We start from the raw sequence: 22,975 nt of genomic DNA, 5'->3' as shown, positions 1-22,975 counted from the left end.
CGCCCGCGGGCGGGGCTGCTCAGTCCCAACAGCGGCCAGCGTTGGCGGCTTGTTTGCTGAGCGGTCACTGAGACGTTGCCGGAGTCGCGTGGGATGAGACCTCATGCGACGTCTGCTGGTGCTCACCGGGCTTACGGTCCTGTTGTTCCTGACTGGTGCCTCGTCTGCCTCGGCCCACGTCATCGCGTCGACCGGCTACTCGAGCGTCCACCAAGAGGGCAACCGGGTGACCTGGCTCCTCAGCCTCGAGTACGACGTACTCTCGCGCGCCATCGCCCTAGGCGGACCGGCGAGCGACGACGGGCAACGGTCGCAGGCCCTGGACACCGCGAAGAACGAGATCGGTGAGTACCTGCACGACCGTGTGATCGTCTCGGTCGACGGTGCGGCCTGTGAGCCCGCGCTCGAGACGACTGCCGTCGGTACACGCGCCACGAAGGCGTACGCCGACCTGGGCCTTGTCTTCGAATGCCCCGGCTCGACCGGCGCCTTCAGCCTGAGGTACGACGTGTTCGCGGCCGAGGAAGCAGTCGCCGACGACCACACCAACCTCGTCGAGTACGGCTTCGGGGACGGCTCCGGCCGGACGGTGTTCGACAGGTCGCACCACGACTTCAGAGTCGGCGACAACACCGTGGCCAGCTCCAGCCTGCAGTTCGGGAAGATGGGCGTCGAGCACATCCTGCTCGGCCTCGATCATGTGCTGTTCGTGGTCGCGCTGATCCTCGGCGCGGCGAACCTGCGCGGCCTGGTGCAGGTCATCTCGATGTTCACCGTGGCGCACAGCGTCACCCTTGTCTCCACCCTGCTGGGCGGCGTGTCCGTGCCGGCGGTGATCGTCGAGCCGCTGATCGCGCTGTCGATCGCGTTCGTCGCGGTCGAGAATCTGCTCGGCTCCACCCGCCATCGACTCCCGGTGGTCTTCGGTTTCGGTCTTCTGCACGGCCTCGGCTTCGCCGGGTCGCTGCGGATCACCGATCGGGTCAGTCCGGAACTCCTCGTGTCCCTGCTGAGCTTCAACGTCGGCATCGAGGTCGGCCAGGCGCTCCTGCTCCTCGCCGTGTTCCCTCTGGTTCTGCTGATCCGCCGGACCCGCGTCGCGGTTCCGGTTGTCCGCTCGGCGACCGGGGTCGTCGCCGTCTTCGGCCTTTACTGGTTCGTAGAAAGGTTCTTTCTCGCATGATTCGCCTGACCCGCTCGTCTCGCGATCAGACAACCAAGTGGCACAAGCTTCTGTACGGCGTGACCGGCGGCCTGGCCGTACTGGTGATCGCCGTACCGCTCACCGGCGTGGTCGCGGACGCCGTTGACGGGCCCAGCGCCACCATCACCGGCACGGTCTTCGAGGACCGGGACGCCGACAACCGGATCGACGCCGGTGAGGCAGGCCTCGCCGGCGTCGCCGTGTCCGACGGTCAGCAGATCGTCACCACCGACGCGCAAGGCCGCTACACGTTCACCACGAACGTCGAGCGCCGCGACGTCGACCTGGTCTTCGTCACCCAGCCGGCCGGGTACGACGTCGGTACCGACGACAACATGACGCCCGAGTTCTTCCGCAACCTCGGGCAGCTCGCCGACGGCGACACCAAGGAAGCCAACTTCGGCCTCCGCAAGAACAAGAAGTCGGCGAACGGCGGGTTCACCTTCGGCAACGTCGCCGACCCGCACGTGAACGCCCAGCTGCCGGAGCAGATCACCGAGATCAACTCCACCAAGCAGGATCTCGCCTTCATCCAGGTCAGCGGTGACCTGACGAACAACGCGACCGACGCGGAGTTCGAGACCTACAAGCGCGGGACCGCGAACTCGAAGGTCCCGGTCTGGCCGGCCGTCGGCAACCACGAGTACTCGGCGGGTACGACGTACGCGATCCGGATCAACAACTACCGCAAGCACGTCGGCCCGGAGTGGTACTCGTTCGACTACAGCGACCGGCATTTCCTGGTCCTGGAGAACAACGGCGCCGCGCCGTTCGCCGAGCAGCTGGAGTGGGTGAAGGCCGACCTCGCGAAGAACATGCGGCCGGGCAAGCACCTCGTCGTACTGACTCATCAGCCGATGAACGTGCCGTTCGGTTCGCCGTCGGTGTACGACGAGTACGGCAAGGTGCTCGAGCAGTACGGCGCCGAGCTGATCCTGGTCGGCCACGAGCACTCCAACGACGTGGAGGTCAAGAGCGACTTCGCCGGTACCGCGAAGCACATCCAGACGGTGTCGAGTTCGTACACGATCGACAACGCGCCGCGCGGGTTCCGGTTCGTGCACATGAACAACAAGGCCTTCGACAACCCGTTCCGGATCTACGGCGCGGAGAAGGACCTGACCGTCGTCTCGCCGGCACAGGGCAGCGCGATCCCGCTCGACCGGTTCCCCGGCATCCAGGTGAACGCGTACGACACCACCGATCAGCCGGTCCGGGTCCGCTACAAGCTCGACAAGAGCGACTGGCGCTCACTGCAGTCGACCGGCGAGTTCACCTGGTACGCCGATCTTCCGCGCGGAGTCCGCACCGGCAAGCACCGGATCGTCGTGGAGGCCGCGGACAAGACGGGCGCGACCTGGACACGGACCTCCGACTTCACCTTCACCGGTGAGAAGGCAGTCCAGCCGGTCGCCGGAGCGAACTGGTCGCAGCACCACGGCGACGCCATGCACAGTGGTGTCGCGACGGACGCGATCGCGGCGGGGCAGCGCCTGGCCTGGTCGTACCGGACGAAGGGCACCTTCGTCACCGGCTCGCCGGTGATCGTCAACGGCGTCGTGTACGCCGGAACGCGGGACGAGAACGGTGACGGGACCAGCGCCGTACACGCCGTCTCGCTGGCGACCGGCAAGAAGCTGTGGAGCTACAGCGTGCCGTCGTCGGTTCATGGCAGCGTCGCGGTCTCGGACGGTCTCGTCTACGTCCCGACGTTGCGCGGCTCGCTGTTCGCGGTGGACGCCGAGACCGGCAAGCTGAAGTGGCGCAACGACCCAGGGCCGGCGCCGGAAGGCAACAACCAGCGCACCTACGGCTACTACGGCGTGACTGTTGCTGACGGCAAGGTGCTGTTCCCGTATCAGACCCGCTTCGGTGAGGCGGCCACCGGTCTGCTGCTCGCGCTGGACGCGAAGACCGGTCAGCGGGTGTGGGCGTCGCCGATGGCCGGCAACACGATGAGCGACGGTACGCCGGCGGTCGCGGACGGCCGCGTCTACGTCGGCAACCAGGACGGCAGCGTGGTCATCGCCTACGACCTGAAGACCGGCGCCAAACTCTGGCAGGGCACCGACACCCTCGGCGGCTGGCAGGACGGCATCCCGTCCGCGGCCGACGGCAAGGTCTACATGGGCTCGAACAACGGCATCGTCGCCCGGGACGGCGCGACCGGCGCGGTGTTGTGGTCGTACACCAGTTCGCACCCGTCACTGGTGAGCAGCGGCGCGACCCCGTCCGCGGCGGCGATCAAGGGCAACACGGTCTACATGTCCTTCCCGAGCGGCGCGGTCACCGCGCTGAACGCGACGACAGGTGCGGTGATCTGGGACCAGTTGCTGCCGGGTTCGCAGTACCGGGGTGGCTCCTTCACCTCGCCGGCGCTGTCCGGGACCACGCTGTTCGTCGGCGCCAACAGTGGTGGGTTCTACGCGCTGGACGCGCGGACCGGTCAGCCGCTGTGGTCGCAGGACATCGGTACCTGGGTGTCGGCGGGTCCGGCGGTCAGCGGTAACACCGTGGTCACGGGTGCGTTCGACGGCAACCTGTACGCGTTCACACCAGGTGGGCCCGTCGCCAAGCCGTGGCCGCTGGTGTCCGGCAAGGTCACCAACAAGACCACTGGCGCAGCAGTTGCCAACGGGACCGTGCTGGTCGTCCAGGACGGTACGGCGGTCGGCCGTACGACGACCGATGCCGCTGGCAACTACCAGATCGGTCTGCCGAAGGGCGCGGGTACGTACACCGTGCAGGTCGCCCAGCTCGGGTACGCGACCGCGGCGCGCGCTGTCGAAGCGGGGGAGAGCGGCACGTATCAGGCCGACCTGGAGGTGTCGCCGGTCAACGTCGACGCGAGCATCGGCAAGCGGCTGCCGAGCGGGCTGGTCGAGGGCGGTGTGGGTGACATCGTGATCGAGAACAAGCACCTTGCGATGGCGATCGCGAAGGTGTTCCAGGACCCGCAGATGACACCGTCCACGCCCGGCAAGGTCGTCGACATGGCGATCACCGGACAGCCCGACCAGTTGGACTGGATCAATCTGCCGTATGTCAGCACCACCGAGCCGACGGGCGGCAGCGCCTGGCAACAGTTGCAGGTTCGGTCGACCGACGTACGGATCGTCGAGAACACCGGCGACCGGGCGGTCGTCCAGGCCACCGGGACCTCGGCGGAGAACCCGAACCTCAAGGTGGTCACGACGTACACCGCGACCGCGGACGAGCAGTTCATCACCGCGGCGACGACCTTCACCAACGCGACCGGTGCGCCGCTGACGGTGTGGGCCGGCGACGCGCTCGACCACGACGGCGCGGGCTCTCGCTCGGCCGTCTCGGGTAATGCGCCCGTCACCAGTGGCGGTCCGTTCGCCCAGACTCCGGACGCCAAGCGCTGGATCGGCCAGTCCGGAACGGGCACCGACAACCAGACCTACGGCCTCGTCTACGGCACCGCGAGTGGTCCCTTTACCGGGTACTCGCAGTCGATCTGGACCATGTCGAAGTTCAAGCTCGACCTCCCGGTTGACGGTTCCCACACCATCACCCGGCGGATCGTCGCAGCCTCGAACGGCGGAGCAACCGACAAGTTCGCCGTACTGAACCAGTTCGCGTTCTGAGCTGAACCGAACGGCACACCCGGCGCGCACCCCGGCGCCGGGTGTGCCACGTCATCTCCGAGCCCCGTAGTCCGGGACCTGGATCTCGGTGCCGCCCTGTAGTGCGGACTCGTGGGCGCAGATGCCTGGTGCGGTCCAGGTCGCTGCGGTCCGTGCATCTACCCGGGGCTGCCGGTCTTCGACGATGCTCGACACGAACTCGTGCACCAGGTGCGGATGCGACCCGCCGTGTCCGCCGTTCGTGAACTTTCGCAGCTCGGCCGGAAGCAGCTCCGGTGCGCCGGCCGGCTCCACGTCGATCTCGCTGACGGCCCGTCCGCGCTGGTTCTGCGTCAACGGCGCCATCCGGAACTCCTTCATCGGTCCGCCCTCGAGCTGCGGCCACTCCAGTGCGCCTTCGTCGCCGTACACCGAGAATCCTTCGAGGTAGCTGCGGCCGAGCTGGAAGAACGACATCGTCACGTTCGCGACCAGGTCGTCGCCGGCGAGCTTGAACAGTGCGGCCTCGGTGCCGAAGCCTTCACCGGCGACGCCGATGTGGTCCGGGGTGAGCCGGCTGGAGCCCACGCAGCGGACAGACTCGACGCGGGTGCCGGCCAACGCGAGCGCGGGGGAGAGGGCGTGCGTGACGTAGTGCATCGGCGGGTAACCGCGCCAGTAGTCCGGAAACCCGTCGAGGTTCTGCAGATGGTCACCCTTGAAGTACGTGAGCCGGCCGAGCTTCCCGGTGTCCAGCAACTGCGCGGCGTGGAAGAACTCGCGGGAGTACACCGCGGTCTCCATCATCATGTAGTTGCGCTGGGCATCTTCCTGGGCCGAGATCAACGCATCGAGGTCGGCCAGCGTCGTCGCCATGGGCACCGCGGACGCGCAGTGCCGGCCGGACTTGAGAACCTGCTGGACCTGCTCGGCGTGGAAGCGCACCGGCGTGAGCAGATGAACCGCGTCCCAGCCGGGCGCCGCCAACGCTTCGTCCAGACTCGCGAAGCGCTCGGTGATCCCGAGCCGGTCCGCGACTGCCGCCGTCCGTGCGGGGTCCGTGTCGACGACGGCGACCCGGCCCACATCGGGGTGGGCCTGGTAGATCGGGGCGAAGTCCGCTCCGAAGCCGAGGCCGACGACGATCACGTCGATGCTCATATCAACCTTTCAGTCCGGTCAGCGCGATCAGGCGAGGGTGATGACTACTTTGCCGAGGGCCTGGCCCGCGCCGACTCGGGCGAGCGCGGCGGGGACCTCGTCGAGGGTGAACGTGCTGTCGATGTGGATGGTTAGCTGGCCGGTCGCGCAGAGGTCGGCGAGTGGCTCGAAATGAGCTGGGCCTTCTTTGACGGCGAGTACGCCGATGGTGCGTCCGGTCAGGCGGCCGATCAGCCAGCCCCCGGTGAGGAGTCGGAGCAACGTCGGCACCGACCCGCCCACGCAGCGGTAAGTGCCGCCGCGTGCCAGCGAACGGCGGTAGGCGAAGACCGACCGGTGTGCGACCAGGTCCAGGATCACGTCGTACGGACGGGAGGTGCGGGTGAAGTCGTGGCGCTGGTAGTCGATCACGTCGTCGGCGCCGACCGATCGCATGAAGTCGAGCTTGGCGGCGTTGTCGACGCCGGTGACATGCGCGCCGAGCCGTTTGGCGAGCTGAATCGCGAACGAACCTGAGCCGCCGCCGGCGCCGTTGATCAGGATCCGACGGTCAACTGCGGCGCCCTTGGTGCCCTGGAGCGCGATCGCTCCCGCCTGCGGGATGGTGGAGGCCTCCGCGAAGGTGAGCTCGGCAGGTTTGTGCGCCAGCGCGTGCTCCGGCGCGACGGCGTACTCCGCGAAACCACCCTTCAGCGCGAGGTTGTCGCCGTACACCTCGTCGCCGGGCCGGAACCGGGTGACGCCCTCGCCCACCTCGTCCACCACGCCGGCGATATCCGATCCGAGCGTACGGCGCGCGGGTGCCCGCAGTCCGCCGATCCGCGCGTAGGCAGGCGAGCCGCGCAGGCATTCCCAGTCGCTCAGGTTGAGAGAGGTCGCGACGATCCTGACCCGCACCTGACCGGCGGCGGGCGAGGGCATCGGAACATCCTCGACCCGCAGCACGCCGGGCCCTCCGTGCCGGTCGTACACAACCGCCTTCACGCCCGCAACATAGCAACCCGAACGGCGCGAGGCCTCCTCAGGCCGCTCCAACTCGGTGCGTGAGCAGGTACTGCGCCCTGAACTCCCGAGGGCTCATGCCGTAGCGCTGACGGAAGGCCGCACTCAGGACGCTGTTGGAGGAGAAGCCGCAGCTGTGGGCGAGCTCGCCGATGACGATGTGAACAGGGCTGCGCAGGCGTTCGTGCACCAGCGCGAGTCGTTCTTCCCGGATCAGGTCCCGGGGCGTCGTACCTGCCTGTTGCATTGCCAGCTGAACCTGCCGCAACGACCAGCCGAGGGCACGTGCCACCGTGGCGCCGGTCAGCCCCGGTTCGGTGGCGTGCTCTCGCACATAGCGTCGGACCATCGCTTCGACCTCGCCCAGGCCGCCCTCGCTGTCCGGCCGGTCATCACCGACGGCGAGCATGCACAGCAGATCGACCAGCCGATCGCAGACCGCATCGAAATCGGCAGCCGACAGGTGCGCCCGCTGAGCGAACAGTTCGCCCAGCATGCCCACGAGGACCCGGCCCAGGCCGCGGTTGATGTCGAGCGTCCGGGGTGCCGACCGGCGCGTCCCGGGGCGCAGACGGTTGTCCATCTCCGCCCCGGGAATCGTCAGCAGCGCGATGTCGGCGTGGTCGAGCTTCGCTTCGAACGACGAATTCGACGACGCCAGGAACGCCTCACCCGGTCCGACGCGGAACTCCTGATCGTCTTGGCGGACCAGCAACTGACCGCGGATCGTCACCATCAGCGTGCGGATGTCGTGCGGATCCTCGGACGCCATGGCGGCGGTCCGATGTCCCTGCGCACAGTCGGCCGACGCCCGGCCGAGCGTGTAGGCGACCGTGCCGATCCGCAGCAGCCGGCCCCGGAACGTCCCTGGCGCACAGGTCGGATCCACCCGGTAGCGGGTGGCCGCGCTGATGACGCTCATCCAGTACTCGACACGTTCCGGTGGTCTGACGTCGTCCGTCGTCCATGACTCGATCGAATAGGACGAACTCGGGGTACCACGCATCACCATCATCACGGCACCATCCTTGGGGGCGGTTACTTTCCAATGGCTCGTCAATCGACGGTAGAAAATTACTGTAGCGAGTGCGACGCGTCGGCGACGCTCAGTCGAGTGCGTCGATGGCCTTCTTCGCGCCGGCGTGCAACGGCACCGGTTCGGTCAGTGCGGCGTTCTTGAGGTCGATCCCCTTGGCCGCGGGGTTGACCTGCACGAGGGCTTCCTTGTTCTGGAGGAGCAGGCTGGTGAGTTTCTCGGCCAGGTCGTCGGGCATGTCTTTGCGGACCAGCAGCAGGTTCGGCACGATGATCGTCTGGGTCTCGGCCGGCTGCTTGTACGCCGCGGCCGGGATCACGCCCGCGGCGTACACCTTGCCGTGCTGCTTCTGCAGGGCGGGCAGTACGTCGTCGAGCGGGATGAACCGCACCTTGGCGCCCATCGACGTGGTGAGGTCGGTGATGCCGCTGGTGGGCAGGCCGCCGGACCAGACCAAGGCGTCGATCTGTCCGCTCTTCATCGCGTCCACCGACTCGGGCAGGCCGAGACGCTGGGCCGTGACGTCCTTCACCGGGTCGACGCCGGCGGCGGTGAGCAGGCGTCGCGCGATCACCTCGGTGCCGGAGTTCGGCGAACCGGTGGACACTCGTTTGCCCTTCAGATCGGACATTTTCGTGATGCCGGACGCCGCTCGCACGACGACCTGGGTGTAGTTCGAGTACAGCCGGCTCAGCGCGACGACGTCCTGCGGCGTGGAGAAGCTGTTCTTGCCCGCGACCGCGTCGGCGGCGGAGTCGGCCAGGGAGAAGGCGATGTCGTAGTTCCCGGCGGTCAGTCCTTGGATGTTCTGCACGGAGGCGCCGGTCTCGCTGGCGGTGGCGCGGTACCCCTCGAGGTTGTCCGAGATCAGTCCGGCCAGGGCACCGCCGAGCTGGTAGTACACGCCGGTGGTGTTACCGGTGGCGATGGTGAGGCGACCACCTGCCGCGCCGTCACCCTTCTCGGCCTTGCGTTGCCCGCCGCAGGCGGCCATCGAGACCGTCAGCGCGAGTGCGACCACCAGAGTGGACAAAGAACGGAATCTCATGAGGGTAACGGCCCTTCCGTGGTGTTCCGCAGGCGTTGACGCCGTACGAGGTTGATGACGACGGCGGCTCCGAGCAGGCCCAGACCGACGCCGATGGTGGTGGGTGCGAGATACAGCAGCAACAACGCGGCGGGGAAGCAGAGCAGACGCTCCAGCCAGCCGGTCCGGACGGCGATCCATCCACCGGTGACCACCGCGAGCGCGGCGACGGCGAGTGCCGAGACCGCCAGCGTCCACGCCGCACCTCCCAGACCCTGAAGGCCCAGCAGGTTGGCCCCGTTCGGCGTCAGTACGAACGCGAAGGGGACCAGGAACGCAGGCAGCGTGTACTTCCACGCCTGCCACATCGTCGGGATCGCCCGCCCACCGGTGATGGCCGCCGTCGCGACGGCTGCGAGAGCGGTGGGCGGCGAGACCTCCGAGAGGACGGCGTAGTAGAAGATGAACATGTACGCCTCCGCCGGGGCCACGCCGAGCTGGAACAGGGCGGGCGCGATCACCACAGCGGCGATGATGAACGACGCGGTGACGGGCACCGCCAACCCGAGCACCATGACCGCGAACGCCGACAGCGTGACGGTCATGATCAGCACCACGGTGGGGTTCTCGGAGATCGCAGAGGCCGCGGACACGATGATCTCGGCCAGGTTCAGACCGAGACCGGTCTGGGTGACGACGGCGACGATGATGCCGGCCACGGCGCAGGTCGCCACGACGGGGAGCACCGAGCGGGTGCCCTGCGCGAGCGCCATACCGAGGCGGCGTGGCGTCAACCGGTGCTCACGGTCCAGGAACGACAGCCCGATCTGCAGCAAGGTCGCGTAGACGACGGCCTTGAACGGCGGAATGTCCATCGCCATGAAGCCGATGATGAGAAACAGGGACACGAAGTGGTATCCGAACCGGAGCAGCAGCCGGCGCGCCGACCGGGTCGACGGCTCGGCCGCTTCGGTGCCGTGCCGCCGGGCGTCCATCTCGATCGCCAGCAAGATGCCGAGGTAGTACAGGACGGTCGGGACCGTCGCGTAGCCGAGCACCACGAGATAGCTGACCTGGAGATACTCGGCGATGATGAACGCCGCCGCGCCGAGCGTGGGCGGCGACAGGATCGCCCCGATACCGGCCGCTGCCAGCATGCCGCCCGCCGGCTCGGACGGATATCCCGCGCGGCGCAGGATCGGCCAGGCGACCGTGCCCAGCGACACCGCCGTCGCCGTACCGGAACCCGACACCGTGCCCAGCAAGAAACCCGCGAGCGTGACGGTCCGCCCAGGTGCCGTGCGGCTGCGTTTGAACGCCGCGAACGACACGTCGATGAAGAACTTGCCGGCACCCGAGGCGTCCAGTACGGCGCCGTAGATCGTGAACAGGACGATGTAACTTGCCGCGACCGCCAACGGCGTCCCGTAAAAGCCCGCCGTACCCATGAACAACTGCGCCACGATCGCCGAGAAGTCGAAACCCTGGTGCGCCAAGGACCACGTGTACGGCAAATAGCCGCCGTAATAGGCGTATCCGATGAACAACAGGCTCACCACCGGCAGAACCCAGCCCGTCGTCCGCCGGCAGGCCTCCAGCGCCAGCACCAGGAGCAACGATCCGGCCAGCAGATCGAGCTGCGTCGGAGCCTGCCGCCGCTCCAGAAACGCGTCGAAGTCCAGCAGCGGATACAGGGAGACCACCAGCGCTACCGATGCCAGAACCCAGTCCGCCACCGGCGGATCGTCGCTGCGTCGATCTCCGCGGAACGGGTTCAGGAACGCCGGCACGCGCCAACCGCGGTAACACAGCAGTGCACCTGGCAACACCGCGGCGAGAAACAGCATCAGGTAGAACTGCGTGCCTGCGGGAATCGGAAAGAATACCTGCACCAGAACGCCGACACTGACCAATGCGCAGCACACAGAAATACCGCGGTCCAGGACCGGGCTCAGCCTCCGCGCCGGCCTTTCCTGCTCGAAAGCAGCCAGTTCCTCTGCGCTGGGGCCGGTGTCAACCGATATGGTGCTGGCTGTCATTAAGGGCCTCCTGTGAATGATCTTCCGCAAAGAATCTCCAGTTCGCAGCGGCCCCACAACCCCCACTCCCGTATCCTTACCTCGCCTTAAGAAGAATCGCTGGACAACAAACGACCAGCGCCGACGACAAAGTGTCGTCGACGCTGGTCGGGGCTCGGCGGGTCAGCAGATGCTGAAGACGTTGTGGCCCCAGACCTTCCACGAGACCACGCACTTCGTCTTCTGCTTCGGCTTGTCGTTGCGATGGGGAGAGCGGGTGTCTCCGCTGAGCATGTCGTAGAGGAACCACAGGCCGACGCCTCGTCTGAAGGCCTTTCCGTCGGCTCTGAACTCGCCCTTGACCTTGCCTAGTTGGCCCCTCGGGGTGACGCCGCCCTTCTTCCAGATCTCGCCGGCCCGGTAGAGGGTCCAGCTGCCACGGGCGACGACGTACCACTTGACGTAGTACCACCCGCCGCCGTCGGTCTTCCCCTTCGCGACCGCCGTGCCGAGGACCGCGCAGGTGTTGGCCGGCGTGCCCCTGATGAACCGGCAGATCGCGTAGCCGGCGCCGGCCACCTTCACCAGCGTGTAGTTCTCACCGCCGAGGATCGAACTCTTACCCTTCTTCGGCCGCTTGCGCTGTTCCTTCTTCTTGGGCTTCTTGGCGGCCTTCTTGGCCTTCTTCTTCTTGAGTTTGGCCGCCTTCTCGCGCGCCTTCTTGGCCGCCTTCTTGGCGGCGGCCCGCTTGGCCGCCGCGATCTTCTGCTGCTTCTTCTTCTTCGCGAGGTAGCGCTGGTAGTCGCAGCCGTCGCAGTAGTGCTTGGCCTTCTTGGCAGCCTTCTTGTGCTTCGCGGCCTTCTTCTTTTTCTTGGGCGCCTTGTTGTAGCCGCCGCAGCCGTCGCAGTAGTGGCCGCCGGGCAGGACGCGCCATTCGCCGTCGGGGTCGCTGGCCGTGATCGGGGTGTTGTCGGCGTACGCGTACCCGTTGAGCTGTTGCGGGTTGTCGAAGTCGGCGATCGGGTCGGTGGAGATGAAGCGTCCGCGGGCGGAGTCGTACTCGCGGGCGCCGAGGTGGGTGAGTCCGGTGGGATCGTCGACGCCGTCGACGTAGCCGTGCTGGTCGGGCCAGGTCGCGGGCGTGGCCCCGCGGGCAACGCCGAACGGGGTGAAGCGGCGATTCTCCTGGCTGAGGTCGGCGGCGTTGACCGAAAGGGTGTTGGTGCCGTTGCGATCGGCAACGGTGAAGGTGAGAGCCGACCCGTTCCGGACGGCGCTCGTGGTGCCGAGGTCGTAGTAGCGAGTGGCCGTCACCGTGCCGGTGGGGCTGAGGTTGAGTTCGGAGTTGTCGAGATAGAGGGTGGTGCCCTTGGCGTCGCGGGCGATGAGCCGATCACCGTCGGCGTCGTACAGGTAGCTGGTCGTCTGGCCGTTCTCGGTGAGGGTGGCCAGATTGCCTTCGGCGTCCCAGGTGAGGGTCTGGGCCTTCCCGGCGACGTTGCGGCCGGTGGTGTTGCCCTGGGCATCGTAGGTGAAGGTGTCGGTCCGGGAGCCGGTGGCGACGCTGGCCAGTGCGTGCGGCCGGGATGCTCCGGCGGCGGGGTAGGAGTAGTTGGAGGTGGTGGCGGCACCGGTGACCGGATCGTGGTTGGTCTCACTGAGCCGGTTGCCGGTCTTGTCGTAGCTCCAGCCCTGCCAGTACGGCGCGGGTCCGGCCAGTGCGCCCGCGCTGGGTTGGGTGGCGCAGTCGGCAGCAGGGGTCCAGGCCTCGGTCAGCCGGCGCAGGTAGTCGTAGCTGAAGCACTGGACATCGCTCACACCGTCTTGGGGTGTGTCGGCGATCTTGGTGATGTTGCCGGCCGGGTCGTAGGTGTACTTCACGTCCGCCAGGTGTTCGGGGGCCGTGGAGCGGTCGACCAGGACCCGGTCCAGGTTCCGGGTCGCGTCGTCGTAGAACGCGGTGTGGACGAGCTGCTTGCCGGCCGTGGCGGACAGGGTCGACTGGGCGACCTCGTCGTACGGCGTGTAGGTCGCCGCGGTGAGCATCGTGCCGAGACCACTGCTCGCGGTCTGCAACCGGCCGGCCGCGTCGTAGCCGTACCGCAGCGTCTCCGCCGCGAGCCCACCCGCTGCCGGGTACGACACCAGCGACGGCAACCCGGTGGCGGTGTAGCCGGTGTTGGTCTTGTACGACCCGGCCAACGCGCCCTCGGACGCGGGAAGCGTGACTGTACTGGTCAGCGGCCGGTACCGGATGTCGTAGGCGTCAACCGATTTGGTGTAGGCGTTGCCGTTGACGAAGCGGGTCGAGCTCGCGAGCGCGCCCTTGAGGCTCGTGCCCGAGACGAGCGTGTCGTAGGTCCATTGAGCGCGTTTGGTGCCGGAGGTCGATCCGTCGTACATGCCGGTACGGCGGCCCAGGGCATCGTAGGTGTAGGCGAGGGTGGTGCCGCGCGCGTCGGTGCTGGTGAGCAGCTGGCCGGCGTTGTCGTAGGTGAAACTGCTCGTCCCGGTGTCGGGGTCTTCGCGTTGGGTGACCCGGCCGCGCAGATCGTAGGTGGTGTCCCAGGTGTTGCCCGCCGGGTCGGTCGTGGTGACCACGTCGCCGCGGTTGTTGTAGGTGTACTTGGTCGCGTCGTAGGAACCGGTCGGTGAGCCGCCGGTGTATTGGCGCAGCTCCACCACCGCGTCGTCGGCATCGGTGATGGACGTGGTGGCCGTGTCGCCGTCCGGCGGGTCCACGCTGGTGCGGTCTCCGCCGTAGGTGGTGGTGGTTCGCCACTTCTCGAACCCGTGCGAGCGGAAGATCTCCACCGTTTCGCGTTCGGCGCCGTCGTAGACAGTCACGTCCTGGCCGGGCACGGCCGCGTCGGTCACCCCGGTCAGCAGCGTCGTACCGGCGGCGCCGTTGTTCCAGTACGCGACGTTGGACTTCACTTCCAGGCCGCGTGAGTCGTAGAACGTGTCGGTCACGACCCGGCCGCCGTCAGCCGCGGGGTCCTGGGTCTGCCGTTCGCGCAACTGCCCGTCGTACAGGTCGTAGCTTGCCTCGTACGTGCCGTCGTCGCGGACCTCCTCGGTGGTGATCACCGACGGCGCGTCCTGGCGGATCAGGTAGGAGTACTTGGTGTTCGGGGTCTTCCCGGCCGCCTTCGACCGGTCCGGCAGCCACACCGCGGTGATCCGGCCGAGCGGATCCCGCGTCGTGTCGGTACGCCGTCCGTTCTGGTCGACCTCGGCGACAGACTCACCGTACCCAGGCTCGATAGTCGTCGTGGTCGCATGCCCGGCCGGGTTGGTCACGGTGATCGCGGTGACGGCCGCGCCACTGGCCGGGGTGTAGGTGGCCGACGTCTTGCGGTCCAGTTGGTCGTAGGTCTCGATCGGCCGACCGTAGGAGTCGTACGTCGTGCGTCCCTCCTGGGTGTAGACCGGCGTGGTGCCCGAGTAGGAGGCGAGTTCCTTCGTGAGGGTCTGGTCGCCCTTGGTCGGCGCCGCACCCAGAGTGGTGGATCCGTCGTAGTAGGTCAGGTCGTCCGACACCGCGTCGGACGGGTACGACGGCGTCGCGGTGCAGGCCACGGACACGGTCTGTTCGCGGGCCTCGAAGTCGATCAGCCACGACGAGGTGTTGCGCGCGTACGTGGTGCGGGTGCATTCCTCGTCGCCGGTCTTGGCCGTGTCGCCGAGGTCGTTCTCCTCGATCTCGAGTCCGTACGAATCGTAGGTGGTGCGGACCTCGGTGTTGCGCCATCCACCGGACGACAGCGCCTCGCGGGACCGTTCGGCGGCGTTGTCGACCATGTAGGCCTTGATCGTGCCGTTGACGGTGACCCGGGTGGCGGTGGGGGTGGAGATCACCGGGTCGGTGATCACGCCCTCCAGTACGCTGCCGCCGGCCTCGGTGTAGGTGAGGGACTCGCGTTCGAACCCGGCCAGTGCGGGGTGATCGGCGATCGTCCCGCCGAGGGAGTCGGTGACGGTCACCGCGCGGGTGCCGCCGGCCGCGAGCTTGTCGCCGTCCATGCCGCGCAGGTACAGGCTCTCCTCCTGGGACCGGGTCTCGCCGGGGTTGCCGTGCAGCTCCCGGACCCGGCTGTAGCCGCGCCACTCTCCCCAGGTGCGGTACTTCGTCGGGGTCAGCTCGTTGTCGTCGTAGTGCCACGCGCCGCCGCCGACGTACTCGTAGTCGGTGCGCTCGATCCCGGCCACGCCGGACTGGTCGTCCTCGAGCACCGTGACCGGCACGTACTTGTGGAACCAGTCCAGCGTCAACGTCTCCGACCCGGTGGCCTGCCAGTACTGCGGGAAACACCGCTTGGTGTTCTGGTCCGGAGCCGGCAACGAACCCGCCGTACACTCCGGCGCCGAGTAGTTCACGTGGACGTGCCCACCGGCCTCGTCGTACACGTCGGTCATCCGCCACTTGTACATCGGCGGAATCCCCTCCACGGCGTCGACCCGGTTGGCCAGCTGCACGCCCTGGAACGACACCGAAGGAAGCGACGCGGTCCCGCCGACCTTGCCGGTCGTGGTGATCGACGCGAGCCACAACGCCGGCGACGTTCCGTCACCCGGGTCACGGAACTGATAGCCCAGCGCCCACGACGTGACATCGCGGTACGTCGTCCCGGACACCCACAGCTGGGTCGTCACCGACGCCAACCGCTTGCGCGTCCAGAACGTCGGCGAATACAAGTTCGTACACGACTTGCCGGCCGAACAGTTTTGGTCGTACGGCACATCCGGCCAGTTCGTTGCGTTGGCCGACGTGATGTCGTCGGTGCCGCAGGTCGCACCCGCCGCGCAGCGCTCGTCCACCGTGAACGACACCCGCATCGGAGCCGCCGCCGAGTACATCGATGTGGACCGCTGGCCGTAGTCGATCCGCTTCAGGTACCCGCCGCGTACGTACTTGGTGCCCGCGGTCGCGGTCAGGTTCCGGCCGTAGTAGTTGGTCTCGCTGCCGTAGAAGTACGACATCGCGTTGCCGTTCGGGTCGACCACGTAGTCCAGGTTCCAGCGCCACGCCTGCGTGCAGTACGACGTCGCGAACGTCGTCCCGCGACACGGCTCGCCCGCGTCGTTGCCGAACACTGGCGCCGTCCAGACCGAACCGGTCTCCTCGTTGCCTGCGGCCCACCCCGGCAGCCGGTTCAGACCGAAGTAGTACTGCGTGCCGTCCAGAGACGTCAGCCGCCAGTGCTCGCCGTCGTTGTCGCCGTTCGCTCCACCGGTCAACCGATCCAGCCGCGAACCGTCGTCATCGCGCAGTTTCCAGACCCCGGTGGCGTCGTCACGGACCAGTTCGGACGCTCTCCCACCCAGCACCAGGTAGGCGTTGTCAGTCTCCCAGCACAGGTCCTGCGGCTTCGGTGTCGTCGACACCTCATCCGCGCACGACTTGTACCGCCGCTCGACGAAGCCCTCGTCCAGGCCCCAGCCCTCGCCGACCCACGACGACTGGTTGTTCGTCGACGCGACGCGACCGTCGATGTCGCCCGACGAATAGCCCAGATTCAGATCCGGCTCCGGGCCGCCGAAACCCTCCGGGCCGTCCATCGGATAGGCCCACGTGAACGCCCCCGACGAGCCGCCCGCGTTCCACGACGCCGACGCCGACAATGCGGTCGCCTTGTAGCTACCCGCGCTGCCCGCCGGCGCCGACGCCAACGCCATCACCGTCTCCGCACTCGACGCGGTGATCTCGGTAGCGATCCGGTTGTCGGCGGTGACCTTGGAGGTCAGCACCTGCCCGTCCGAGCACCCTGCCTTGTCCGGTGTGGTCAGCGCACACGCCGGCAGCCGCACCAGTCGCAGCCGGCTTGCCCAGTCACCGCCGTACGCCGAGCGGAACGCCGAGTAGTCCACCTCGACCTTCACCTGGCCACTGCTGCTCGCACCAAGGCTGATCAACATCCCCGAAGCGCCCACCTTTTCGGCAGCAGCGCGGTCGTGAACCCGAACGCGTACCCGGTTCACGGGTGTCAGCGCAGCTCCTTGGACCCGTCCTGCGCCGACCCGTACCGGCAACTCGCCGGCCTGCGTAGTGGTGCCGTCGCGGGGGAGCGACACCTCCGCCTCACTCGGCTCCGGTCGACGCACCTGTGGAGGTTGTTGCAGCACGGACGCCGCCTTCGGATCGGCCGGCCGCGCTTTGGGCGCGGCGTCGCGCCCGGGTACCGAGAACTCGGTCTGCGCCGCGGGCCGCCAGGCGTTCGACGTACCGACATCGGCCCGTGCGGCGGGCATCTCGACCAGGCCGCCGGCGGCGAGCGCGATGGCCGTGACTATTCCGGTGAACGGCACCAGCATGGCGCCACTCCTTTCATACAGCGAGGCGGAACTGTCCCCACGAGCGGGTGGGTCACAGCTGGGACGGCAAGTACAGGTCGGCGATCTGCTGGTCCGTGAGCACACCGGAGTACAGCTGTACGTCGTCGATGGCGCCGGTGAAGAAGTCTCCGAGTCCGGCCGTCGACGTCCACCCGGCTCCGAAGCGGGACGATCCGGCCGCGTTCCACGCACTGCGGTGGTATGTCTCGGCCACGAACTGGCCGCCGACGTACAGCCGCAGCATCTGATCCTTCGCGTCGTACACGCCCGCGACGTGTGTCCAGCCACCGGTCACCGGCTCGTCGAACGGGCCGACCGCCGTGTGCACCTCCGCCGACGCCGAGTCCGCGACCGGCATCGCCACCGACCAGCGGTAGCCGCCGTACAGGTCGTCCCAGGCGTATCCCAGGCGGAAACCGCTGACCTGCGAGCCGTCCTGACTGATCACGACCTCGTTCTTGCCGACCGCGGACGGCTTCACCCAGGCGGCCACCGTGAAGCTGCCGTCGGTGCGGACCGCCGGCCCCGACGCCGTCAACACACCGGTGCTGCCGTTCAGTTGCACCGCGTTGCCGCTCTTGCCGGCCACGCGTGACACACCACCGGCCGACCAAGTGGCCGGATGCGTCCCGGCGGTGTCCCCGGACGTCGTGCCGGAGCTCTCGTCCATCAGCCAGAGACCGTCGCGCCGGGCCACCTGCTGGATCTCGCCCGGCAGCAGTACCCGGTTGTGCACCTGCAGCTGGTCCAGATCACCCGGCCAGTACTCGCCGTACACGCCGTTGACCTTCGACCGCCCGATCTGGAACGAGCCGGCCGCGCTCCACGGCGTGGTGTACGCCGTCGTGGCCTCGAGAACACCGTTGACGTAGAGCCGGATCTGGGCGTTCGGCGCGTCGTACACGCCGGTCAGGTGCACCCATCTGCCGTCCGCCGCGGGCACCGTGGTGGAGACCGCGCTGGTGTAGGTCGGCGAGGCGACATCGGCCGAGGTTCGGCTGAAGACCCACCGCCGGGCGGAGCTCGAGTAGGACAACGTGAAGGCGCCGGCCTGGCTTCCGAGTTGGGTGGCCACCACCGCGTTGTGCGAGGTACCGGTCAGCCGCACCCAGCCCGACACGGACAACGAGTTCAGGGTGTTGACCACAGACCCGGTCGTCGCGGCGTACCCCGTCGTACCGTTGAGCGTCAGGGCACCGCCTTGCCGGCCGTCGCCCCACGATGCGCCGCCACCCAAGGTGGCGCTGTACTTACCCGGCGCGGAGTCGACCGCCACCGTGCCGTCGCCGGTCTCGTCCAGTCGCCAGTCTGCGACCGGTCCTGGGGCCGCGCCGGCGTAGAACACCGCCGTCACCACCGCGGAGCGGTTGCCTCCGGCATCGACCGACCGGACGTGCAGCCAGTTCACGTATCGATCCGGTACGACCGAGATCGCCGCCTCGCCACCCGCTTGCGACGGCGTCGCGGTCAGGTTCAGTGCTGCCGACGGACCGTTCACGGTGTACTCGTACTTGACCACGTCGGACTCGCCGTTCGCGCCGAACGTGACCGGCAGGCCTGTCCCCATGACCGCGTTGCCGGTCCCGTTGTCCGGGAACCCCGACGACACCGCCGTGGGCGCCTCAGGCGCCGCGTCGTCCACGGCGAACTCACACCACGGACTCCACGCGCTGACGTCGATGCCGTCCTCGGCCCGCACCCGCCACTTGCCGACCGCACCGTTGCCGAAGGCACCCGACGGAACAGTGGTCGCCACGACCGTCGGCGTCGCGCCCGCGACTGTTGGCGAGACGTACTCCCCGACAGGAGCCGAACCGTCGACCGCCCACCACTCGAAGTGCGCCTGGACCGAGTTGTCAGCGTCCTGGAGAGTTGCTCGAAGCGTCGGCGTCACCGTGGACACGACCAACCGGTCGGCACCCGTCACACACGACGCCGAGCCTTCCGTGGTGAGGTTGGCGGGGTTGTCGGGGATCGTGTTGTAGTCGATGGTGATGCTCGGGTTGTTGGCGAACTTCTTCCACGAGTACGAGTCGTTGCCGGTCTCCGCCTTCGTCGACGCCCGGAGTCCCTGCGTGACGTTGGACCAGCCGTTGGCCGCGGCGTTGGTGACCTGGCTGGTCACGTTGAACTCCACCCCGGCGGCCGGGCAACTGGACGACGAGAAGCCCTTCGCGAAGCTCTTCTTCTCCATCTGGTACGCCCAGGTCGGCTGGTTCTTCCAGGTCGTCGCCGAGGAGATCGGGTTGGTCGCCCACACCTGCACCTCGCGCACCGTGCAGGACCACGACCAGTTCTCGAAGGTTTGCAGCGTGGCCTTGAGGATGTGCTTGTACTTCACGCCGCTGGTGTCGAACTGGAAGAACGAGCGCGTGCGCTTCTGGTCCGTGCCGTCGTAGCCCACGCGCGCGACCTTCTCCGACGTACCGAGGTTCGCGCCGTTGTAGAACGACGTGGTCGGGTAGTTGCTCCACACCTGGGTCCAGGCCTGCTTGGCGCCGGACCACGACGGGTCGATGTAGACCGGGAACCGGGTGGTCTTGGCGGTCAGCAACGTTCGGTCAGGCACGAGTGACAGCTGATCCCCGGTGACCCGGGCACCGACTGCCGTGACCCGGCCACCGGGCTGTACGGCGGACCCGTGGCCGGAGGAATCCCACATGTACGGCGCGGGTCCACTGAACACGACCTCGCCGGCCGGATCGGTCGCGGTCAGACCGGCCGCCGTGGAACGAACCACCAAACCCTTGGCCGTCAGGCGATACGGCAGCGCTCCTAGCGCCGGGTTCGCCGCGGCCGCCGCGTTCTTGACCACGAGGATCTGCGACAGACCGGCAGTCGAGGCTGTCAGGACGAGGTCGACACCGGGCAGGACCTCCTGGTACGTCGCGGTGTCGCCGGACAGCACCGGTTGGGGGAGTCTGCCCGGCCAGCCGACAGCGAGCTCACGGCCGTCCCGGCGAAGCCGCACCAGTGGCGTATCGCCGCCCCCGGAGAACGCCAGATCGAGCGGGCCGGCGACAGGCGCCACCGTTCCGTCCGCTCTGGCCCGCAACGTCATGTCCACCGGCACCCACCCGGACGACCCGCGGACCCGGGTCGGCAACGCCGACTCGTGCCGGGTGAACGAACCGTCCGGATTGGCGAACACCTGCCCGGTCTCGGTGGTCAGCGTGTCGACCTCGACCTGGTGTCCTGTCCTGGCAGCGGCATCGCGCGCCGTTGCTTCGTCAAATACCGTCGCGGCTTCAGCCGGCGTCGAGGCGATGACGACCAGCAGACTTCCGAGGAGGGCGAGGACCGTGCTCATCGCCACGGCCAACCAACCGGCTTTGTGCGGGCGTTGAAGAGTACGAGACGGCATGACGGCCTCCACGGGGCGACGTAGGAGAACTGAATCCTCGGTGTCAAGGAACACGGTCCGGCATCGTCGCGTCCACGAGGACCCTCGCGATCCTGCGCGTAGCGACAACAGGCGTGCGCGTGCACACCGGCACCTCAGAGTTGTGCTCAAGGCCACGTAAGGATTCGGCCCCCGGGGTTGCGCAGTGCGGCGGTTGTCACGACATTGACGTCGTGCGGATACTGATCGCCGAGGACGACGACAGCGTCGGTGAGGCGCTGGTCGACGTCCTCGGCGCGCATGGTCACCAACCGGAGCGGGTCTCCAGAGGCGCCGACGTACTGCTTCGGCACAGCTCGGCCGATGTCGTGTTGCTGGACCTCGGCCTGCCCGACGGAGACGGGCTGGACGTGCTGCGTAAGCTGCGTCAGGTCAGCGAGGTACCGCTGCTGGTGGTCACCGCGCGCGGTGACGAGCGGTCCGTCGTGCGCGGCCTGCGCCTCGGGGCGGACGACTATCTGGTGAAGCCCGTGCGGTTGGGCGAGCTGCTGGCCCGGATCGACGTGGTGGTCACCCGTCGCGCCAGGAGCTCACTGCCGGCCGGGGTGGTCGAGGTGGATGACGTCGTGATCGACCTGACCGCTCGACGCGTCAGGGTCAGCGACCGGGAGATCGCGCTCACTCCGAAGGAGTTCGACCTGCTCGGGGCACTGGCGCGCCGAGTAGGTGCCGCGGTGAGTCGCGAGGTGATCCTCGACGAGTTGTGGGGCGACGCGTTCCTGGCGAGTTCGCGGGCGCTCGACGTCCACCTTGCTCAGCTACGCGTCAAACTCGGCACTCCCGGCCTGATCACCACCATCCGCGGTTTCGGATACAGACTCGGCTCATGAGGACGCGAGTTCTGATCGTACTGACGATCTTCTCCCTCCTCGCGGTGGCCGGGTTGGTTCTGCCGCTCCTCGCAACCACTTCTCAGACCCGCACACAGGCGCTCTTGCTCAGCCGCGTCGCAACCCTCGACCGGCTCGCTGCACTCGCCAGGGAGGTGAAGGATGCCGGCGACCTGGCCACGGTGCAGGCAGAAGCAGACCGGGTGACCGAACTGTACGGCGAAGACCTGCTGCTGGTGGGCGCGAGCGGACATCCTCTCGTGTCCACCGGCTCGCTGGACCTCGACGATCCGGGTGTGCGGGAGACCCTGGCCTCCGCGTCGCGGAACCTTGCGCAGACGTCCCTCGACCCGGTTCGGCCGTGGAGCGATCCGCACCATCTGCTGGCTCGTCCCGTCGGCACCCCGCACGAATTGGCCGGCGCGGTCGTGCTGCGCGTCGACGCCGGCCGGGCGATCTCCGGCGTACGTCGCGACTGGGCGCTGATCGTTACCGGGGCGATCGCCGCCGAGCTGCTGCTCCTCGAGCTGGCGATCCTCCTCACCCGCTGGGTGGTCCGTCCGGTCCGGCGGCTCGAGGAAGCGGTCGTCGGCCTTGCCGAGACGCCGACGGCGGGTCCGGCTGTCATGCTGTCCGGCCCGCCTGAGCTGCGCCATCTGACCCGATCGTTCGCGGACATGGCGGCCACGGTCACACGATCCCTGGAGATGCAGCGCCGGATGGTGGCCGATTCGTCGCACCAGCTACGGAACCCGCTGGCGGCTGTCCGTCTCCGGCTCGACGCCCTGGCCTCGGAGCTCCGCGATCCGTCCAGCCCGCGGTTCGCCGGCATCCAGCAGGACCTTGATCGGCTCGAAGCGCTGCTCAACGATCTGCTCAGGCTCGCTGAGGCCGAGAGCCGGCGGCCTGATGCCGTGGCCGGGCAGTCGGTGGTGTCCGAGGTGCTGCCCGGTGAAGTGGGAGCGTGGCGGCTGCTCGCTGCCGAGAACGGCGTCGACCTGTCAGCCGAAATCGCCGCCGTACCGCCGGTGGCGATCAGCGAAATCGACCTGCGGCAGATCGTCGGCGCTCTCGTCGACAACGCGATCAAGTACGCCGGCTATGGAGCACGGGTGACGGTCCGGATCGTCGAGTCGGACGGTGTCCGGCTGAGTGTCGTCGACGACGGACCAGGGCTTCCCGAAGAGCAACGCGAGTTGGCCTCGCAGCGGTTCTGGCGCGCCGACCAGCACCAGTCGTCGCGAGGCAGCGGCCTCGGTCTGGCGATCGTCGACCAACTGGTGAGCGCTGTGGGCGGGACGCTCACGATCGAGCCGGTGACGCCACACGGTCTGGCGGTTCACGTCGACCTGCGGACGGCGACATGAG

11 protein-coding genes are annotated in these 22,975 nt (G+C 67.9%); 4 read left to right on the top strand and 7 right to left on the bottom strand.

The genetic code is table 11. The annotated features are described in order from the left end of the window. Positions 1 to 103: 103 nt before the first annotated feature. Both E0H92_RS37700 and E0H92_RS37695 read left to right on the top strand, forming a co-directional pair. Positions 104 to 1,183 (top strand): HupE/UreJ family protein, encoded by a 1,080-nt coding sequence (locus E0H92_RS37700; RefSeq protein ID WP_131499665.1) that lies wholly within the window; start codon positions 104 to 106, stop codon positions 1,181 to 1,183. Then, positions 1,180 to 4,815, top strand: coding sequence for an outer membrane protein assembly factor BamB family protein (locus E0H92_RS37695; RefSeq protein WP_131499664.1), 3,636 nt, complete (start codon positions 1,180 to 1,182; stop codon positions 4,813 to 4,815). The genes E0H92_RS37700 and E0H92_RS37695 overlap by 4 nt, the downstream gene beginning before the upstream one ends. A gap of 51 nt (positions 4,816 to 4,866) precedes the next feature. Here the strand turns inward: E0H92_RS37695 and E0H92_RS37690 are convergent, their stop codons facing one another. The 7 genes from E0H92_RS37690 to E0H92_RS37660 all read right to left on the bottom strand — a co-directional run bounded on the left by E0H92_RS37690 (position 4,867) and on the right by E0H92_RS37660 (position 20,684). After that, positions 4,867 to 5,955, bottom strand: a complete 1,089-nt coding sequence (locus E0H92_RS37690; RefSeq protein WP_131499663.1) for a Gfo/Idh/MocA family protein — start codon at positions 5,953 to 5,955, stop codon at positions 4,867 to 4,869. Between the two features lie 27 nt (positions 5,956 to 5,982). Next, a complete protein-coding gene (locus E0H92_RS37685) occupies positions 5,983 to 6,939 on the bottom strand; it encodes an NAD(P)-dependent alcohol dehydrogenase (protein ID WP_131499662.1) in 957 nt (318 codons plus the stop codon). Positions 6,940 to 6,976: 37 nt separating this feature from the next. After that, positions 6,977 to 7,879 (bottom strand): AraC family transcriptional regulator, encoded by a 903-nt coding sequence (locus tag E0H92_RS37680; RefSeq protein WP_131499661.1) that lies wholly within the window; start codon positions 7,877 to 7,879, stop codon positions 6,977 to 6,979. 184 nt (positions 7,880 to 8,063) lie between these two features. Continuing rightward, positions 8,064 to 9,026 (bottom strand): TAXI family TRAP transporter solute-binding subunit, encoded by a 963-nt coding sequence (locus E0H92_RS37675; RefSeq protein ID WP_238173769.1) that lies wholly within the window; start codon positions 9,024 to 9,026, stop codon positions 8,064 to 8,066. 11 nt (positions 9,027 to 9,037) lie between these two features. Further along, positions 9,038 to 10,912 (bottom strand): TRAP transporter permease, encoded by a 1,875-nt coding sequence (locus E0H92_RS37670; RefSeq protein ID WP_238173767.1) that lies wholly within the window; start codon positions 10,910 to 10,912, stop codon positions 9,038 to 9,040. A gap of 309 nt (positions 10,913 to 11,221) precedes the next feature. Beyond that, positions 11,222 to 17,353: an RHS repeat-associated core domain-containing protein gene (locus E0H92_RS37665; protein ID WP_131499658.1), complete on the bottom strand. Its 6,132-nt coding sequence runs from the start codon at positions 17,351 to 17,353 to the stop codon at positions 11,222 to 11,224. A 52-nt stretch (positions 17,354 to 17,405) separates the two neighbouring features. Beyond that, entirely contained in the window at positions 17,406 to 20,684 is a 3,279-nt protein-coding gene (locus tag E0H92_RS37660; protein ID WP_131499657.1) for a LamG-like jellyroll fold domain-containing protein, read from the bottom strand. 266 nt (positions 20,685 to 20,950) lie between these two features. Between E0H92_RS37660 and E0H92_RS37655 the strand changes: the two genes are divergently transcribed. Continuing rightward, on the top strand, positions 20,951 to 21,607 hold the full coding sequence (locus tag E0H92_RS37655; protein ID WP_131461240.1) for a response regulator transcription factor: 657 nt from the start codon (positions 20,951 to 20,953) through the stop codon (positions 21,605 to 21,607). Continuing rightward, complete coding sequence (locus E0H92_RS37650) at positions 21,604 to 22,974, top strand: sensor histidine kinase (protein WP_131499656.1); 1,371 nt, start codon at positions 21,604 to 21,606, stop codon at positions 22,972 to 22,974. The genes E0H92_RS37655 and E0H92_RS37650 overlap by 4 nt, the downstream gene beginning before the upstream one ends. Position 22,975 lies beyond the last annotated feature (1 nt).

Origin of the sequence: Kribbella speibonae, assembly GCF_004331375.1 — a bacterium.
Taxonomy (GTDB): domain Bacteria; phylum Actinomycetota; class Actinomycetes; order Propionibacteriales; family Kribbellaceae; genus Kribbella; species Kribbella sindirgiensis.
Note: the sequence above shows the minus strand (reverse complement) of the source record. Positions and strands in the feature narration are given on the sequence as shown.

Bases quoted from the DNA above. Each gene is read 5' to 3' on its own strand.
- E0H92_RS37700 (WP_131499665.1), top strand. From the start codon at position 104: ATGCGACGTCTGCTGGTGCTCACCGGGCTTACGGTCCTGTTGTTCCTG.
- E0H92_RS37695 (WP_131499664.1), top strand. From the start codon at position 1,180: ATGATTCGCCTGACCCGCTCGTCTCGCGATCAGACAACCAAGTGGCAC.
- E0H92_RS37690 (WP_131499663.1), bottom strand. From the start codon at position 5,955: ATGAGCATCGACGTGATCGTCGTCGGCCTCGGCTTCGGAGCGGACTTC.
- E0H92_RS37680 (WP_131499661.1), bottom strand. From the start codon at position 7,879: ATGAGCGTCATCAGCGCGGCCACCCGCTACCGGGTGGATCCGACCTGT.
- E0H92_RS37665 (WP_131499658.1), bottom strand. From the start codon at position 17,353: ATGCTGGTGCCGTTCACCGGAATAGTCACGGCCATCGCGCTCGCCGCC.
- E0H92_RS37660 (WP_131499657.1), bottom strand. From the start codon at position 20,684: ATGAGCACGGTCCTCGCCCTCCTCGGAAGTCTGCTGGTCGTCATCGCC.
- E0H92_RS37650 (WP_131499656.1), top strand. From the start codon at position 21,604: ATGAGGACGCGAGTTCTGATCGTACTGACGATCTTCTCCCTCCTCGCG.